The organism is Streptomyces poriferorum (genome assembly GCF_019399235.1).
In the GTDB taxonomy this organism is placed as follows: domain Bacteria; phylum Actinomycetota; class Actinomycetes; order Streptomycetales; family Streptomycetaceae; genus Streptomyces; species Streptomyces poriferorum.
In genome coordinates, this window is the sequence record NZ_JAELVH010000073.1 from 51,737 (window position 1) to 68,337 (window position 16,601).

A 16,601-nucleotide genomic window follows, 5' to 3' on the forward strand; every position below is an offset into this window, starting at 1 on the left:
CCGGAGCGGCTGAGGGCGTGCGCGTGCGGCGCTCGGGGGCCGGGGTGCGCCCCCGGTGACCGGCTCATAATCCCCGGCGGGTCCGCCCTTTTCGGGTGTCGAACGTCCGTACTTTAGGACGGCGTTGTCCTGGAATGTCGACGGGCCTGTAACAGGGGTTAAGGCCCGGGCCCCGAGCGGGATACACCGGAGCATGAACCCGAACACCCCGCTCTCCCCCTGCCACTTCCGCGTCACCTCCGCCGCCCGTCAACGCGTGCTGTCCGCCTCCCAGTTGAAGGCCCACGGGGTCTCCCCCGCACAGGCCGCCGAACAGTGCCGCACCGGCGGGCCGTGGCAGGAGCCCCTGCCCGGTGTCTTCGTCCTGCACCCGGGGCGGCTCAGCGGCCACGAGCGGCTGCGGTCGGCCCTGCTGTACGCGGGACGACCCCCGGCCTCCGGGCGGCGGACCGTCCCGGAGCAGGCCGAAGGCGCGGATCCAGGATACGGCGAGGCGATGATCACCGGCCTTGCCGCGCTCTCGCTGTACGGCTTCGCCGCCGCGCCGCCCGCCCTCGCCACGGACCGCGTCGACGTCCTGGTGCCCCGCATCCGGCGGCTGCGCTCGGCCCGGTACGTCCGCCTGGTGCGCAGTTCCGATCTGCCGCGGCCGGAACAGGTGGACGGCCTGCCGGTGGCGCCGGTGGCCCGCGCCCTCGCGGACGCCGTCGCCGGGCTCGGGGACGCCCATGCCGTACGCCGGCTGCTCACCGAGGCGGTCCGCGGCGGCCACTGCGAACCTGCCGTCGTGGTCGGCGAGTTGAACCGCGCCAAGGTGCTCGACCGCCCACAGGTGGTGAACGCCGTGGACTCGCTGCTCGCCGAGGGCCGGGCGCTGGCGGAGGAGCGGCTGTACGACATGGTGCGGGCCCACGGGCTTCCGGAGCCCCTGTGGAACGTGGACCTGCGGCTGCCCGGCGGCCCGCATCTGGGCGCGGTCGACGCCTTCTGGCCCGAGGAGGCGGTGGCCGTGGAGCTGGACACCAGGGCCCCGCGCCACAGCCGGCTCGACGACGACCACCGCCGGCGGGAGCACGAGGCCGAGTGGTCCGCGTACGCCGCGCGGCGCGAGCACCTGGAGCGGCTGGGCGTCACCGTCGTCCACCTCAGCCCGGGCAAGCTGCGGGACGCACGGGAGCAGCAGGCGACCGTGGTGCGGACGGCGTTGATGGCGGCGGCCGACCGTGAGCCCGCCGCGTACGTGATGATCCTGCCCCGGTGAAGGCCGTTCCGTCCGCCGGGGCCCGGCGAGACCCCTCCATCCGCCACGTATGAGCTGTTTCGTCCCGCATGACGCTTCGGCCCCACTGGCGGAAGTCCGCCATGTCCGCAACTCGCCCCTCACAACTCTCCACAAACCCCTGTCATTTACGAAAGGGTGAGCGGTCATCCGGTACCGATTTCCGGACTCTCTCTTTCACATACAGGGATGCTGATGACCTCCGAATCCCCCAGCTCCATACCCGGGGCGAGACGCGTGGCCCGCGTCGCGGCCGCCGCCGGACTGGTGGCCGCCCTGGCCGCCACCGGCGCCGCCCCCGTCTTCGCGGCCGACGCGCCGGCCCCCGCGCCCGTCAAGACCGCCGCCGGCGGCAGTACGGCGGACAAGCTCGGCACGGCCGACGCCGACGTTCTCACCAAGGCGAAGGCCAAGGGCGAGAAGAACATCACGATGATGGTCGCCACCGCTCCCGGTGCGACCGAGCAGGTCACCGAGCAGCTGGACGCCGTCAAGGGCTCCGTGCTCGGGCAGGCCTACGACAAGCTCGGCTATGTGCGGGCCACCGTGCCCACCGCGGCCGCCGAGGCCACCATCAAGGCGGCCTCGAAGCTGTCCTCCGTCCACGGCATCGATCTCAAGCAGGAGATCGTGCTGGACGACCCGACGCCGTCGGCCGACCGGGCGACCGGCAGCCGGGCCTCGGTGAAGTCGACGGGGACCTACCCGGCGCCCGGGAAGAACACCCCGGCGAAGAACCCGTACAACCCGTCCTTCGAGACGGGTGCGGTCGACTTCGTCAAGCAGCACCCGAAGGCCGACGGCCGCGGCGTGACCATCGGCATCCTCGACTCGGGTGTCGACCTCGGCCACCCGGCGCTGCAGAAGACCAGCACCGGTGAGCGCAAGATCACCGACTGGGTGACGGCCACCGACCCGGTCAGTGACGGCGACGGCACCTGGCTGCGGATGACGGACGCCGTTTCCGGCCCGACGTTCACCTACGACGGCCGTACCTACTCGGCCCCGGCGGGTTCGTACCGGATCAAGGTGTTCAAGGAGGCCGCCACCAAGGGTGGCGACATGGCGGGCGACCTCAACCGCGACGGTGACACCACCGACACGTGGGGCGTCCTCTACGACCCGGTCACCGGCACCACCCGAGTGGACCTGAACGGCAACGCGGACTTCTCCGACGACGCCGTCCTCAAGCCGTACAAGGAGAAGCACCAGGTCTCCTACTTCGGTACGGACGACCCGCGGACCGACGTCGTCGAGCGCATCCCGTTCGTCGTCGAGACCCGCAGTGACGTCGTGTACAACGCGGCGGGCGACACGTCCGACTTCGTCAACATCGGTGTCATCGAGTCCGAGCACGGCACGCACGTCGCGGGCATCACCGCCGCGAACGGCCTGTTCGGCGGCAAGATGAACGGTGCCGCGCCCGGCGCGAAGATCGTCTCCTCGCGCGCCTGCACCTGGTCCGGCGGCTGCACCAACATCGCGCTCACCGAGGGCATGATCGACCTCGTCGTGAACCGCGGCGTCGACGTCGTCAACATGTCGATCGGCGGACTGCCGCCGCTCAACGACGGCAACAACGCCCGCGCGGAGCTGTACAAGCGCCTCATCGACATCTACGGCGTCCAGCTGGTCATCTCGGCCGGCAACGAAGGCCCCGGCATCAACACCATCGGTGACCCCGGCCTCGCCGACCACGTCATCTCGGTCGGCGCGTCCATCTCCAAGGACACCTGGGCCGCGAACTACGGCTCCGGCGTCACCAAGAAGTACGACATGATGCCGTTCTCCTCGCGCGGTCCGCGTGAGGACGGCGGCTTCACGCCGACCCTGACGGCTCCCGGCGCGGCGATCAACTCGACGCAGACCTGGCTGCCCGGCGGTCCGGTCAAGGAGGCGGGCTACTCCCTCCCGGCCGGCTACTCCATGCTCCAGGGCACGTCGATGGCCTCCCCGCAGGCCGCCGGCGCGACCGCGCTGCTGCTGTCCGCCGCGAAGCAGAAGCACATCGAGCTGCCGCCGGCCGATCTGCGCACCGCGCTGACCAGCACCGCCACCCAGATCAAGGGAGTGCCCGCGCACGCCCAGGGTGCCGGTCTGATCAACATCGTCGGCGCCTGGAAGCAGATCGAGAAGCAGGGCACCCCGGCGCACGAGTACACCGTCAAGGCCCCGGTCGACACCGCGATCGACTTCGCGCTGAAGACCCCCGGCTTCGGCACCGGTCTGTACGACCGCGAGGGCGGCCTCAAGGCCGGCCAGAAGAAGTCGTACGACGTCACGGTCACCCGCACCACGGGCCCGGACAAGAACGTCAGCCACAAGCTGTCCTGGAAGTACAACGACGGCACGTTCACGCTGACCGGTTCGAAGACCGTCTCGCTGCCGCTCGGCAAGCCGGTCACGGTCAAGGTCCAGGCGAAGCCGGGCAGCGCGGGCGTGCACAGCGCGATCCTGCAGGTCGACGACGCGAAGACCTCCGGCGTGGACCAGCAGATCCTCGCCACGGTCGTCGTCTCCAAGGAGCTCGTGAAGCCGGCCTACGCGTACACGGCGTCCGGCTCGGTGCAGCGCAACGGCACCACGTCGTACTTCGTGACCGTGCCGGAGGGCGCCAAGACCCTCGAGGTCGCCATGAGCGCCCTGCGCTCGGGCAGCCAGACCCGCTTCATCTCCATCCACCCGTACGGGGTCGCGGTGGAGGACAGCGGAACGCCGTTCTGCTACCCGAACTACGAGAACCCGGCCAACACCTGCCGCCCCGACGTGCGCTCGTACGCCGACCCGCAGGCCGGTGTCTGGGAGATCGAGGTCGAGGCCCGGCGTACGTCGCCGCTGCTGGACAACCCGTACAAGCTGGATGTCTCGCTGCTCGGCGCGACCTTCGACCCGGCGGTGCAGACCATCGCCGAGGCCAAGATCGGCACCCCGGCCGCGGTGGACTGGACGGTCACCAACAACGCCGGTGACCTGACGGGCAAGCTCAAGGGCGGCTCGCTGGGCTCGGCCGACGTCGAGCGTCCGTCGATGTCCACGGGCGACGAGTACGTGAAGGAGGTCACCATCGGTGAGGGCGTCGAGAAGCTGGACGTCGCCATCGGCGGCACCTCGGACGCCAACGCGGACCTCGACCTGTACGTCTACAAGGGCGCGACCGAGGTGGGTGCCTCCACCACGGCCGGTTCCGAGGAGTCCGTCAGTCTGGTGAAGCCCGCCGCGGGCACGTACACGGTCGTCATCCAGGGCTACGACGTCCCGGCCGGCACGACCGAGTACGACTACCGCGACGTGTACTACGCGCCGTCGCTCGGCACGATCAACGTCGACGAGTCGAAGGCCGTCGACCTGGCCTCCGGCGAGTCGGCCCAGGTCGGTGCCGAGGTCGCGGTCGCCGGGGCGGCCCCCGAGGGCCGGCAGTTCTTCGGTGAGGTCCAGCTGGTGAATGCCCGCGGCACCGCCGCGGGCACCGGCAGCGTCGTGATCGAGAAGGTCACGCCGTAACCGCATCGCGGTGACCATGTGATCCGTACGACAGTGGGGCGGGCGCTCAACGGGCGCCCGCCCCACTGTGCTGCGCGCCACCTGTCCGCAGGCCGGACAATGGATTGGACAAGGAAGCCGTGGACAGACGCATCATGAAGCGGCAACCGTGCCCGTTCGTACGTTTGAAGGAGTCCCCGTGAAGGTCGGAATCGTCGGCGCCACCGGTCAGGTCGGCACAGTCATGCGCAGCATCCTGGCCGAGCGGAAGTTCCCGGTCGCCGAACTGCGGCTCTTCGCCTCCGCACGCTCCGCGGGCTCCACGATCACCTACGAGGGCACCGACATCACCGTCGAGGACGCCTCCACGGCCGACTACACGGGCCTGGACATCGTGCTGTTCTCGGCCGGTGGCGCGACGTCGAAGGCGCTCGCCGAGAAGGTGGCCTCGCAGGGCGCCGTCGTGATCGACAACTCCTCCGCCTGGCGCAAGGACCCCGAGGTTCCGCTGGTCGTCTCCGAGGTCAACGCACACGCGATCGCGAACCGGCCCAAGGGCATCATCGCCAACCCGAACTGCACCACGATGGCCGCCATGCCCGTGCTGCGCCCGCTGCACGACGAGGCCGGTCTCCGGACGCTGACCGTCGCCACGTACCAGGCGGTGTCCGGCTCCGGCGTGGCCGGCGTGGCCGAGCTGCACGGCCAGGCTTCCAAGGTCGTCGCCGACGCCGACAAGCTGACCCACGACGGCGGCGCCGTCGACTTCCCCGAGCCGGGCGTCTACAAGCGCCCCATCGCCTTCAACGTGCTGCCGCTGGCCGGCGCGATCGTCGACGACGGGTCCTTCGAGACGGACGAGGAGCAGAAGCTCCGCAACGAGTCCCGCAAGATCCTGGAGATCCCGGAGCTGAAGGTGTCCGGCACCTGTGTCCGCGTCCCGGTCTTCTCCGGTCACTCGCTCCAGGTCAACGCCCGCTTCGCCCGCCCGATCAGCGTGGAGCGCGCGTACGAGCTGCTGAAGGACGCGCCGGGCGTCGAGCTCTCGGAGATCCCCACCCCGCTCCAGGCCGCCGGCCAGGACGCGTCCTTCGTCGGGCGGATCCGGGTCGACGAGACCGTGGAGCACGGTCTGGCGCTGTTCGTCTCCAACGACAACCTGCGCAAGGGTGCCGCGCTGAACGCGGTCCAGATCGCGGAGCTGGTCGCGGTGGAGCTTGCCGGCTGACGCCGGGGGGCGGGTGCGGGTGCGGTGCCGCTGCGCGAAGCCGTCCCCTCCCCGCCCCTTCCCGAAACCGGGGGCAGGCCCCCGGGCCCCGTTGTCCCCGGGGTGGCTCAGGGGCGCCGCACCTCGAAGTGCCAGCAGCCGTACTCGACGGCCCTGACGTGCACCAGCGCCACCTCCGGGTCGGCGAACGCCTCCGTGATGGCCTCGTCGTAGCCCCGCTCCTCGTCCGCCGGGATCTCCATCAGCCGGCCGCCGACGATATGCCCGTCCGCGTCGTAGCGGCGGACGGTGCGCAGCGCGCCCGCCCGGGAGAACGGATAGCCGGGCCGGTCCGCCGCCGGCCCCTCGCACTCCTCGGCGTGGATGAAGACCGGGCCCTGCTCGTCGTACGCCCCGGGGCGGGCCCAGGTGGCCGCCGCCCAGCGCCGCAGCGGCGCGTACGACACGAGGGCGATCCTCTCCCCCACCTCGTTGCCCCGCAGGCAGCAGCGCAGCGGGCTGCCCGCGTCCGTGGCGGTGTACGGGACGCAGGGGCGCCCCGCGTCGTCCGTGTCCCGGAGTTCCTTCAGCGCGGCCGGGTCGATCGCGCGTGCCTCGTAACTGGTCATATGACGAGAATGGCCCGCCCCACCCGCGCGGTCCGGCGGAAAATGGACATCGCCCTCGGTGCGGGTCACGTGGAAGGATGACCGGAAACATCACATATCAAGGAGATGACCGCGTGCCTGGCACGAATCTGACCCGCGAAGAGGCACAGGAGCGGGCGCGCCTGCTGACCGTGGACGCGTACGAGATCGATCTCGACCTCTCCGGAGCGCAGGAGGGTGGGACCTACCGGTCCGTCACCACCGTGCGCTTCGACTCCGCCGAAGCCGGTGCGGAGACCTTCATCGACCTGGTCGCCCCGGCGGTCCACGAGGTCGAGCTGAACGGCAGGGCCCTGGACGTCGCGGCCGTGTTCCGTGACTCCCGGATCGCGCTGGCGCATCTGGTGGCGGGTTCCAACGAGCTGAAGGTCGTCGCCGACTGCTCGTACACCAACACGGGCGAGGGCCTGCACCGCTTCGTCGACCCGGTCGACGAGCAGGCCTACCTGTACACCCAGTTCGAGGTCCCGGACGCGCGCCGCGTCTTCGCGAGCTTCGAGCAGCCAGACCTGAAGGCGACCTTCCGGTTCACCGTGAAGGCCCCGTCCGGCTGGACCGTGATCTCCAACTCGCCGACGCCGGAGCCCAAGGACGACGTCTGGTCGTTCGAGCCGACGCCGCGCATCTCCACGTACATCACGGCGCTGATCGTGGGTCCGTACCACTCGGTGCACAGCAGCTACGAGAAGGACGGCCAGTCCGTCCCGCTCGGCATCTACTGCCGCCCCTCGCTCGCCGAGTACCTCGACGCGGACGCGATCTTCGACGTGACGCGGCTGGGCTTCGACTGGTTCCAGGAGAAGTTCGACTACGCGTACCCGTTCGCCAAGTACGACCAGCTCTTCGTCCCGGAGTTCAACGCGGGCGCGATGGAGAACGCGGGCGCGGTCACCATCCGCGACCAGTACGTCTTCCGCTCCAAGGTGACGGACGCGGCGTACGAGACGCGGGCCGAGACGATCCTGCACGAGCTGGCCCACATGTGGTTCGGCGACCTCGTGACCATGGAGTGGTGGAACGACCTGTGGCTGAACGAGTCGTTCGCCACCTACACGTCGATCGCCTGCCTGGCGTACGCCGACGGCTCGCAGTGGCCGCACTCCTGGACGACGTTCGCCAACTCCATGAAGACGTGGGCGTACCGCCAGGACCAGCTGCCCTCTACGCACCCGATCATGGCGGACATCCGTGACCTGGACGACGTCCTGGTCAACTTCGACGGCATCACGTACGCCAAGGGCGCCTCGGTCCTGAAGCAGCTGGTGGCGTACGTCGGCACGGACGCGTTCTTCCAGGGCGTCCAGGCGTACTTCAAGGCTCACGCGTTCGGCAACACGCGCCTGTCCGACCTGCTGGGCGCGCTGGAGAAGACCTCCGGCCGCGACCTGAAGACCTGGTCGAAGGCGTGGCTGGAGACGGCCGGCATCAACATCCTGCGCCCGGAGATCGAGACGGACGCGAACGGTCACGTCACCTCGTTCACCGTCCTCCAGGAGGCGCCCGCGCTGCCCGCCGGCGCGAAGGGCGAGCCGACGCTGCGGCCGCACCGGATCGCGATCGGCTGCTACGGCCTCGACGCCGCGTCCGGCAAGCTCGTCCGGACGGACCGGATCGAGCTGGACGTCGACGGCGAGCGCACCACCGTGCCGTTCCCGGCCGGCACCGCGCGCCCGGCCGTCATCCTCCTCAACGACGACGACCTCTCGTACGCGAAGGTCCGCCTCGACGAGGAGTCGCTGCGGGTCGTCACGGAGCACCTGGGCGACTTCACAGAGTCGCTGCCGCGCGCCCTGTGCTGGGCGTCGGCGTGGGACATGACGCGCGACGGCGAACTGGCCACGCGCGACTACCTCTCGCTCGTCCTGTCCGGGGTGGGCAAGGAGTCGGACATCGGCGTCGTCCAGTCGCTGCACCGTCAGGTGAAGATGGCGTTGGACATGTACGCGGCGCCGGAGTGGCGCGAGGCGGGTCTGACCCAGTGGACCGAGGCGACGCTCGCGCACCTGCGCGCGGCGGAGCCGGGCAGCGACCACCAGCTGGCGTGGGCCCGCGCGTTCGCGGCGACGGCCCGCAACCCGCAGCAGCTCGATCTGCTGCAGGCGCTGCTCGACGGCACCGAGGCGATCGAGGGCCTGGCCGTCGACACCGAGCTGCGCTGGGCCTTCGTGGAGCGGCTGGCCGCCACCGGGCTGCTCGACGACGAGGAGATCGACGCCGAGTACGCGCGCGACCGGACCGCGGCGGGCGAACGCCACGCGGCGGCGGCCCGTGCGGCGCGGCCCTCCCAGGAGGCGAAGGCGGAGGCGTGGGCCTCGGTCGTCGAGTCCGACAAGCTGCCGAACTCCCTCCAGGAGGCGGTCATCGGCGGGTTCGTCCAGACCGACCAGCGTGAGCTGCTCGCCCCGTACACCGAGAAGTTCTTCGCCGCGGTGAAGGACGTCTGGGACTCGCGGAGCCACGAGATGGCGCAGCAGGTCGCCATCGGTCTCTACCCGGCGCTCCACGTCTCGCAGGAGACCCTGGACGCCACGGACGCCTGGCTGGCCTCGGCGGAGCCGGGTGCGGCGCTGCGCCGGCTGATGTCGGAGTCGCGGTCGGGTGTGGAGCGGGCGCTGAAGGCCCGGGCCGCGGACGCCGCGGCAGCCACCGCGTAGGTACGGCCGAAAGCGGGGGCGGGTGTCCACGACACCCCGCCCCCGCTTTCGCGTGGGGCGGGTGAGGCCCCGGTGAAGGCGAAGTGACCCTGTGGTGTAGGTTCCGGGCACGCCATGGGGGTACCTGGCGTTTCGCGGCAGCTGGGCTGCCGCCTTCATTCGGGGGGATGTTGAATGCGAAGAATCCTGGCCGTTTCGGGCTCGGTGGCGCTTCTTGCCACTGGCGCTCTCGCCGGGGCGATGCCAGCCGCCGCGGTCGACAGTTTCGCCTTTGAGATGGGGCGCGACTGGACGCTCATGCCCGGCGAGGGGCGGGCCGAGCTCCGTCCGGACTCCTGGTACAACGAGGCCGACGGGACCCTGGTCTACGCCCTGAGCAAGAAGCAGCTGAACGACCCGGCCTGGGCGGCCGGCGGTGTGCCGGCGGGCCTCGCGGTCTCGCTCGAATCGGGCTGCAAGGCGGCCGCGACCGCCGGTGTCTATCTCTGTGACGCCCACGGCGACATCTCCTATCCGGAGGTCTCGGCCACGGCCACGGCCGCGCACGGCACCACGGCCTATCTGGGGCTGGCGTACGCGCCGAGCGGCACGAACGTCGACAAGGCGGTCAAGGAGGCCCAGACCGCGGCGACGTACTCCGAGGACGGTCTGCACGCCGCCCGTACCATCACGGTCAAGTCGGCCGAGCACGTCGCGCAGAACACGCTCGCACTGAACACGCCGACGCTGAAGGCGGGCGACTCGGTCACCCAGTCGATCACCGTGCACGCGGTGGACGCGGGGCATCTCTCGATCATGTTCGGCCCGTCGGAGGGCCAGCGCGGGTGGGAGGAGTCCGAGGCCGACATCCGGATCGACTCGGTCTCGCGTGGCGACAACACGACCTGCGACCACACGCTGGGATCGGTGGCCTACGGCGGCGAGGTCCGCTGCGACATCACGCCGGGCGACGTCACGATCGACTACACGCTCACCGCCGGAGCGAAGATGGCGGCGTGGAAGGTCGATGCCTCCGCGGTGTACGAGGTCTACAACTGGGGCACCCACAACCCCGAGACGTCGAGTCACTTCGTGATCGACAGCCCGTACCCGGTCAGGCCGCACCACCTGCTCCTGGCCCGCGGCAAGGACGGGCTGCTCCGCTACCACCACGGGACCGGAAGCGCCTCGCAGCCCTTCCGCGACTACGAGGAGATCGTCGGCCACGGCTGGAACATCTACAACCAGCTCACCAAGCTCGCGCCCGTCACCGTGCAGGCGGGCGGTGGCGGCCTGGTCGGCCGGGACACGTCCGGTGTGCTGTGGCACTACCGCACGAGCGGCGACTGGAACACCCTCGCGGGGCGGACCAAGGTCGGCGCCGGCTGGAACGTCTACAACAAGCTGGCGGGTGTCACGGACCTGACGGGCGACGGCAGGGCGGACCTGCTGGCCCGCGACACGTCGGGCGTGCTGTGGCTGTACAAGGGCACCGGCACCAACACGGCCCCGTTCGCCGTGCGGACCAGGGTCGGCGGCGGCTGGGGCGGCTACAACGAGCTCACCGGATCGGGCGACGTGACGGGCGACGGCAGGGCGGACCTGCTGGCCCGCGACACGTCGGGCGTGCTGTGGCTGTACAAGGGCACCGGCACGGCGGCGTCTCCGTTCGCGGCACGGACCAGGGTCGGCGGCGGCTGGAGCGCGTACCGCTCGATGTCCTCGCCCGGTGACCTGACCGACGACGGCCGGGCCGACCTGGTCGTCCAGGACACGTCCGGTGTGCTGTGGCTGTACCGGGCTACGGGCAGCGCGACGGCTCCGTACGCGGCACGCGTCAAGGTCACGGGCGCGGGCGACACGTCGACGATCAGCGGGTACAACACGCTGCTCTGACGGCCCCGCGGAAACAGTCGAGGGCCCGGACCGGCGCGCCAAGCCGGTCCGGGCCCTCTCGCGTGGCGGGATGCCTGGTGAACCGCCCGGCGAACGGGGCGCGGGGCTCAGCCGTTCGCCGGGCGGTGGTCGGGGAGGGGCAGGCCCCGTCCGGACGAGAGGCCCTACGCGCCCGACTCCTCGTAGCGGCGGGCCAGTCCGGCCGCACCCGACTCCGTCAGCGAGCCGTGCAGGCGCATCCTGGCCACTCCGCCGTCGGGGAAGGCGTCGAGGCGCACGTGGGTGACGACGGCCTGGGCGCGGAGCGGGAAGCGGTGCAGGGTGTCGGGCTGGAGCCTGGTGCGCGGGATGATCTCGAACCACTCGCCGGTCTCGCCGTTACGGCCCTGGAGGGCGATCCAGCCGGCCGCGTTGCCCTTGAGGTACGCCGTGTCGATCTCGACCGCGCGGACCGCGCCCTGGGCGGGGAGCCGGAAGCGGACCCAGTCGTTGGTGTCGCGGACGCGGCGGCGGCGGTTCTCCCAGCCGTCGTCCATCTTGCGGGACGTGCCGGGCAGGATGATCTGGGTCGGCGAGGAGTAGAAGCGGTCCGAGGCGTCCTCGTAACTGCCGCCGTTCAGGACCGAGATCAGGTCGAAGGTGCCGAGCGTCGCGAGCCAGGACGGGTCGGGGAGCACCTCACCGTGCACCCGCAGGCGGGCGATGCCGCCGTCGGGGTGCTGGCGCAGGCGCAGGTGTGTGTAGCGGCGGCCGCCGGTGATCTCGAAGCCGTTGGCGGCGTGGCCGCGTACGGGGGTCGGCGGGACGAGCTCCTCCCACTTCACGTCGTCGGCGAGGAGTTCGGCGGGGCCGGGCGAGCCCGCGACGGAGGCCGCCTGGACCGAGACGCGCTGAGGGTAGTTGCCGCGGAAGTGGGCGGTGTCGACGACGATGCCGCGGATGATGCCGGGGGCGCCGAGCCGGATGAGGGCCCAGTCGTGCTCGTCCGGGGCGGGGAACGGGTGGGCGGCGTCCGCGCCGCGCCGGCGGCGGGTCTCCCAGCCGTCCATGATCTTGCCCTTGTGACCGAAGTGCTCGGGGTCGAAGACGGCACGTTCGCGGACCAGGAGGTTCTCGCGCTGGGCGAAGAACTCGTCGTTGGCGGCGATCACGCCCGCGCCGAGACGGCGGTCGGCGAGGTCGACGAGCTCGGTGAAGGGGAGTTCGGTGGTGCGGTAGTCGGCGTACGGGTCACCACCGCCGTATGGGGCCGCGTCGTTGGCGTGGGGGTCCTCGTGGTGGTTCTCATTCTGTTCGAAGGTCATGTGTTCACTGTCGTACGACAGAAGTCATTAGGTCCATCGAAAGTTTTCGCATGAATCGTTAAGGATGGCTGAATGGTTGCGCTGCCTCGCGCAGCGCCGCGAGCACCCGGGCCACCGCCGGGCCCTGCGCGGCCCCCTGCCGGACCGCGGCCACCACATGGCGCCGCGGCAGGTCCGCTTCGAGGACGCGCAGCACCACGCCGTCCCGGCTCTGCCGCTCCGCCGACGCCATGCGGGGGATCAGCGCGATGCCCATGCCCGCCTCGACCATGGCGAGGATCGCGGTCCACCCGGAGGCGCTGTGCGCCTGCTCCGGGACGAAGCCCGCGGCCTCGCACGCGGCTGTGGTGATCTCGGACCAGGGGCCCGAGCCGCCGAAGATCCAGGGCTCGGCCGACAGGTCCGCCAGCCGCAGCCCGGGCGCGTCCGCGAGCCGGTGGCCGGCCGGCAGCGCCACGTCCAGCGGGTCCGCGAGCAGTGGCAGCACGGCGAAGCGGGGGTCGCGCGCGGTCGGGGCGTGGGCGGCCAGGGACAGCGCCAGGTCCACCTCACCGGCGACGAGGAGTTCGTAGGCCTGCGCCGCCTCGGCCTCCCGGACCCGGACGTCCGGCCCCGGCCGGTCCTCGTCCCGCAGCGCCTGCACGGCCGGCACGACCAGCGCGGGCACGGCGGTGGCGAACGCCGCGATCCGCACCTCGCCCGCCTCACCGTGCAGATACCCGGTCAGTTCGGCGTCGGCGCGCTCCAGTTGGGCGAAGACCGCCTCGGCGTGGCGGAGCACCAGGTGGGCGGCGTCGGTCAGGCGCACGCGCCGGCCCTGCGCCACCAGCAGGGGTACGCCGAGCTGCCTGGAGAGGTTGGAGAGCTGCTGGGAGACGGCCGACGGGGTCATCAGCAGCGCCTCGGCGGCCGCGGTGACGGTGCCCCGGTCGCGCAGGGTGCGCAGGATGCGGAGCTTCTTGACGTCCCACTCGATCATGGCCGCAACCTACCGGGCGTGCTGTGCTCCGCCCCGGCCCCCGTTCCCGCTCCGGACATGCGAATGCGCCGCTCGGTACGTGGGTACCGGCGGCGCACCCGGGATGTCCTGGGTGTCCGGTGGGGGGACTAGGCCTGCTTCTTGGACTTGTCGAGGACCATGACCAGGCCCGCGATGACCGCGAACAGGGCCAGGGGGGCCACGACGAACAGACCGATCGTGTCGATCGCGCTCAGGCCCGGTCCCGGGTCGTCGCCGTCGTCGCGGGTGAGCGCGAGCGCGGGGGACGACATCAGCAGCATCATCAGCGTCGTTCCGGCAGCGACCGCGCCGGCGCGCATAGCGTTCTTCTTGTCCACGGTGCAAACGTAGCGAACGCCTACGAGGGCCGCGCGCCCGGGGGTGCCGTACGGGTCCCCGGAGGCTCCTGACGGGGTCGGAGGACTTCCATCAGCCGGTGCAGCCGGGGTGAGGCGGCGAGTTCCTCCAGGGTGACCGGACTGCCCTCGGCATCGGCGATGGGCAGCCGCCAGTTGGGGTACTGGTCCCAGGTGCCCGGCAGGTTCTGCGGGCGGCGGTCACCGATGGTGTCGGGGAGCCAGACGCCGGCCATGCGGGCGGGGGTGCGCAGCAGGAAGCGGTGGACGGCGCGGACGGCGGCCTCCTCGTCGTCGCCGCCCTCGGGGAGCAGGCCGAGGCGGGAGAGGAGGCCGAGCCACTCCGCGGTGTCGGTGCCGTCCTCGGTGCGCTCCTCGTCCAGCGGGCGGGTGAGCAGGCCGAGGCGGTGGCGCAGCGTCACATGGTCGCCGGTCAGCCGGGCGGCGGTGGACGGCAGGTCGTGGGTGGTGGCGGTGGCCAGGCAGTCCTCGCGCCATTCCTCCGGGGCGAGCGGGCGGCCGGTGCCCGACCAGTCGCGCTCGAACCAGAGCACGGAGGTCCCGAGGACGCCGCGGCGGGCGAGCGCCTCGCGGACGCCCGGTTCCACGGTGCCGAGGTCCTCCCCTATGACGACGGTGCCGGCGCGGTGGGCCTCCAGGACGAGGACGGCGAGCATCGCCTCCGCGTCGTGGCTGACGTAGGTGCCCTCGGTGGGCGGACGCCCCTCGGGCACCCACCAGAGCCGGAAGAGGCCCATGACGTGGTCGATGCGCAGGGCCCCGGCGTGCGCGAGGAGGCCGCGCAGGAGTCCTCGGTAGGGGGCGTAGCCGGACGCGGCGAGGGCGTCGGGTCTCCAGGGCGGCAGTCCCCAGTCCTGGCCGCGGGCGTTGAAGGCGTCCGGGGGTGCGCCGACGGACATGCCGTGGGCGAAGGCGTCCTGCTGGGCCCAGGTGTCGGCGCCGCCGGGGTGCACACCCACGGCGAGGTCGTGCACGATCCCGACGGCCATGCCCGCGTCCTTCGCGGCGCGCTGGGCGGCGGCGAGCTGGGAGTCGGTCAGCCAGGCGAGCCGGGAGTGGAAGTCGACCCGGTCCAGCAGTTCACCGCGGGCGCGGGCGGTCTCCTTGGAGCGCGGGTCGCGCAGGCCGGCCGGCCAGGTGTGCCAGTCGGAGCCGTGCACCTCGGCGAGGGCGCACCACAGGGCGTGGTCCTCCAGTGCCTGCCCCTGCTCGGCGAGGAAGTCGCAGTAGGCGGCGCGGCGGCCGGGCGTGAGTGGGACGCCGACGAGGATGTCGAGGGCCTGCCGCTTGAGCTCCCAGACGGCGTCCCGGTCGATCAGGGCGCCCTTGTTCAGCACCGCCTCGCTGAGTTCGGCGGCCCGGCGGCGCAGGTCGTCGAGGGCGGCGGGGTCGGGCGCGTGCCCGTACTCCGGGACGGACTCGATGTGCAGGTGCACGGGGTCCGGGAACCGCCGCGAGGACGGGCGGTAGGGCGAGGGGTCGGTGGGCGTGCCGAGGACCGCGGCGTGCAGCGGGTTGACCTGGACGAAGCCGGCTCCGAGGCAGCGCCCGGACCAGGAAGCGAGATCGGCGAGGTCGCCGAGGTCGCCCATGCCCCAGGAGCGGGCGGAGAGCAGGGAGTAGAGCTGGACGAGGAAGCCGTGGCTGCGTGCGGGCGGCTGCGGCACGCGTGCCGGGGCGGCCACGAGCGTGCAGGTCTCCGTCACCGGCCTGCCCGAGCCGCTCCCCCGGCCCGGCGCGCCCGGCACCCGGACGGTCAGCCGGTGCACCCCCGGCGGCGGCTCGGCCCACCAGCCGGGCAGGGCCTCGTGCGTGGCGGGCGCTGCGGGGTCCGTCGCGGCCCGGGCGTCGGCCGGGCGGGATTCGGCCGGAACCGTACCCCCGGCGGGAACGCGCATCGGGACCGGCGGGGCTCCGGCGGGCTCCTCCGGGCGGACCGTCAGCTCCGTGCCGGGCGGCAGCGCGGTCAGGGCCGGGGGCAGGGGCTCTCCGGCCCAGACCACCAGCGTGGCAGGGAGCAGCCGGGAGCCGGCCGCGGACTCGGCGGCGGCGAGCGCCTCCCGTACCGCTTCCGGCGTTGTGGCGTCGACGCCGAGCGCGGCGAGCACCGCGACGACCGTGCCCTCGGGGACGGGCACCGTGACATCGGTGGACGGGGAGAAGGAGGTGGCGACGCCGTGCAGTGCGGCGAGCCGGGACAAGCCCATTCAGACTCCTGGGGACTCCATGCCCCGAGCGCTGCCGGAAGAAGCCGGCTCGCTGGTCAGCGGGGCGAGGACGGCGAGCGGGGGTTCGCTGGTCAGAGGTGTGGCGTCGGCGAGCGGAGGCTCGCTGGTCAGGGGTATGGCGTCGGCCAGCGGCGCCTCGCTCGTGAGCGGGCCGGGCGTGCTGGGGGTGGCCGGGAGCGCGCTGATGTACGGGGCGGGACCCGGTACCTGTTTGGACAGGGCGGAGAGCAGAAGCTGCGCAGCGGCGGGCATGAGGGCCTCCTGGCCGTGGAGAGCAGGACACAGCAGACCTACCCAGCGGACGCGGCCGCAGACGTAGGCGTCATGACAACGAGCTCAACGTGCTCCGGGTCACATTCCGTTCCCCCGGGGCGGGTTCTCCGTAAAACGTCCGCTTGTTTCGGCCATTCGGCGTGGTCTTTCGCGTGTGCCGCCGAGCACGGAGAACCCTTCACCGTGACCGTCATATCGGGCATTTGCACCACAGCGACCACGCGCATTGACACTCTCGCGCGCGGGTGGTGGGCTC

At 71.8% G+C, this 16,601-nt stretch carries 11 protein-coding genes; 5 read left to right on the forward strand and 6 right to left on the reverse strand.

Going from position 1 to position 16,601, the window contains the following annotated elements; genetic code table 11:
- Nucleotides 1-193: 193 nt before the first annotated feature.
- The 3 genes from JGS39_RS15500 to JGS39_RS15510 all read left to right on the forward strand — a co-directional run bounded on the left by JGS39_RS15500 (nucleotide 194) and on the right by JGS39_RS15510 (nucleotide 5,987).
- Nucleotides 194-1,261, forward strand: a complete 1,068-nt coding sequence (locus JGS39_RS15500) for a hypothetical protein (protein WP_219569675.1) — start codon at nucleotides 194-196, stop codon at nucleotides 1,259-1,261.
- Nucleotides 1,262-1,468: 207 nt separating this feature from the next.
- On the forward strand, nucleotides 1,469-4,780 hold the full coding sequence (locus JGS39_RS15505; protein WP_219569676.1) for a S8 family serine peptidase: 3,312 nt from the start codon (nucleotides 1,469-1,471) through the stop codon (nucleotides 4,778-4,780).
- A 178-nt stretch (nucleotides 4,781-4,958) separates the two neighbouring features.
- Entirely contained in the window at nucleotides 4,959-5,987 is a 1,029-nt protein-coding gene (locus tag JGS39_RS15510) for an aspartate-semialdehyde dehydrogenase (protein ID WP_219569677.1), read from the forward strand.
- 107 nt (nucleotides 5,988-6,094) lie between these two features.
- Here the strand turns inward: JGS39_RS15510 and JGS39_RS15515 are convergent, their stop codons facing one another.
- A complete protein-coding gene (locus JGS39_RS15515) occupies nucleotides 6,095-6,595 on the reverse strand; it encodes a DUF1203 domain-containing protein (protein WP_219569678.1) in 501 nt (166 codons plus the stop codon).
- 113 nt (nucleotides 6,596-6,708) lie between these two features.
- Between JGS39_RS15515 and pepN the strand changes: the two genes are divergently transcribed.
- Together pepN and JGS39_RS15525 are read left to right on the forward strand one after the other, a co-directional pair.
- Complete coding sequence (pepN, locus tag JGS39_RS15520) at nucleotides 6,709-9,288, forward strand: aminopeptidase N (protein WP_219569679.1); 2,580 nt, start codon at nucleotides 6,709-6,711, stop codon at nucleotides 9,286-9,288.
- A gap of 174 nt (nucleotides 9,289-9,462) precedes the next feature.
- Nucleotides 9,463-11,163 (forward strand): FG-GAP repeat domain-containing protein, encoded by a 1,701-nt coding sequence (locus tag JGS39_RS15525; protein ID WP_219569680.1) that lies wholly within the window; start codon nucleotides 9,463-9,465, stop codon nucleotides 11,161-11,163.
- Nucleotides 11,164-11,327: 164 nt separating this feature from the next.
- Here the strand turns inward: JGS39_RS15525 and alc are convergent, their stop codons facing one another.
- From alc to JGS39_RS15550, 5 genes are all read right to left on the reverse strand, one after another.
- Nucleotides 11,328-12,467, reverse strand: a complete 1,140-nt coding sequence (gene alc / locus JGS39_RS15530) for an allantoicase (RefSeq protein ID WP_219569681.1) — start codon at nucleotides 12,465-12,467, stop codon at nucleotides 11,328-11,330.
- 58 nt (nucleotides 12,468-12,525) lie between these two features.
- On the reverse strand, nucleotides 12,526-13,446 hold the full coding sequence (locus JGS39_RS15535; protein ID WP_219569682.1) for a LysR family transcriptional regulator: 921 nt from the start codon (nucleotides 13,444-13,446) through the stop codon (nucleotides 12,526-12,528).
- Nucleotides 13,447-13,574: 128 nt separating this feature from the next.
- On the reverse strand, nucleotides 13,575-13,805 hold the full coding sequence (locus JGS39_RS15540; protein WP_219569683.1) for a hypothetical protein: 231 nt from the start codon (nucleotides 13,803-13,805) through the stop codon (nucleotides 13,575-13,577).
- Between the two features lie 20 nt (nucleotides 13,806-13,825).
- Nucleotides 13,826-16,051 (reverse strand): 4-alpha-glucanotransferase, encoded by a 2,226-nt coding sequence (malQ, locus tag JGS39_RS15545; RefSeq protein WP_219569684.1) that lies wholly within the window; start codon nucleotides 16,049-16,051, stop codon nucleotides 13,826-13,828.
- Nucleotides 16,052-16,324 (reverse strand): hypothetical protein, encoded by a 273-nt coding sequence (locus JGS39_RS15550; RefSeq protein WP_219569685.1) that lies wholly within the window; start codon nucleotides 16,322-16,324, stop codon nucleotides 16,052-16,054.
- Between the last annotated feature and the right edge of the window lie 277 nt (nucleotides 16,325-16,601).

What these genes read in the sequence shown, in the direction of transcription:
- alc (WP_219569681.1), bottom strand. Translation starts at nt 12,467, where the DNA reads ATGACCTTCGAACAGAATGAGAACCACCACGAGGACCCCCACGCCAAC.
- JGS39_RS15505 (WP_219569676.1), top strand. Translation starts at nt 1,469, where the DNA reads ATGCTGATGACCTCCGAATCCCCCAGCTCCATACCCGGGGCGAGACGC.
- malQ (WP_219569684.1), bottom strand. Translation starts at nt 16,051, where the DNA reads ATGGGCTTGTCCCGGCTCGCCGCACTGCACGGCGTCGCCACCTCCTTC.
- JGS39_RS15550 (WP_219569685.1), bottom strand. Translation starts at nt 16,324, where the DNA reads ATGCCCGCCGCTGCGCAGCTTCTGCTCTCCGCCCTGTCCAAACAGGTA.
- JGS39_RS15525 (WP_219569680.1), top strand. Translation starts at nt 9,463, where the DNA reads ATGCGAAGAATCCTGGCCGTTTCGGGCTCGGTGGCGCTTCTTGCCACT.
- JGS39_RS15535 (WP_219569682.1), bottom strand. Translation starts at nt 13,446, where the DNA reads ATGATCGAGTGGGACGTCAAGAAGCTCCGCATCCTGCGCACCCTGCGC.
- JGS39_RS15500 (WP_219569675.1), top strand. Translation starts at nt 194, where the DNA reads ATGAACCCGAACACCCCGCTCTCCCCCTGCCACTTCCGCGTCACCTCC.
- JGS39_RS15515 (WP_219569678.1), bottom strand. Translation starts at nt 6,595, where the DNA reads ATGACCAGTTACGAGGCACGCGCGATCGACCCGGCCGCGCTGAAGGAA.